The 389-nt window shown below is 73.0% G+C and carries 1 protein-coding gene; it reads right to left on the bottom strand.

Annotation, left to right across the window (positions count from 1 at the left end; all coding sequences use genetic code 11):
- Positions 1 to 100: 100 nt before the first annotated feature.
- On the bottom strand, positions 101 to 389 hold a 289-nt coding region (locus ACK586_RS25545; RefSeq protein ID WP_409333337.1), incomplete at its 5' end, for a transposase.

Below are 389 nucleotides of genomic sequence, written 5' to 3'. Positions count from 1 at the left end.
GACCGCCCCGTCACGGAACTCCCGGTCGTACTTCTTGCGGATCTCTGGCATCGCTACCCCTTATAGCTGATGCCTCCGCGGTCTCGGGGGAACCTCAGGATCAGGTCGCGGTGGCGGGGGGCGGGCTGGTCGCGGTGTCGAACAACAGTTGCCAGGCGCGGGCCCAGGGCCAGTCGCGGGGCAGGTGGACCACGAGCTGGCGGCCGGTGGCCGCGACCCGTGCCGCCACGTGGATGATCTTGGCGCGGAGGGTGGCCCAGCGGGCGGTGGCCATTCCGGCGGCCACCGCGGCGGCGCGGGCGAGGTTGAACGCGATCACCGCACACGCCAGCCAGGCCGCGTTGGCCGGGTAGGAGCCCGAGGGCAGGTGCGCCAGCGGGCCGCCTTTG

Source organism: Trujillonella humicola (assembly GCF_046233715.1).
Lineage (GTDB): Bacteria > Actinomycetota > Actinomycetes > Mycobacteriales > Geodermatophilaceae > Trujillonella > Trujillonella humicola.
The sequence above is the reverse complement of the archived record's forward strand: the minus strand, read 5'-3'. Positions and strand labels throughout refer to the sequence as shown.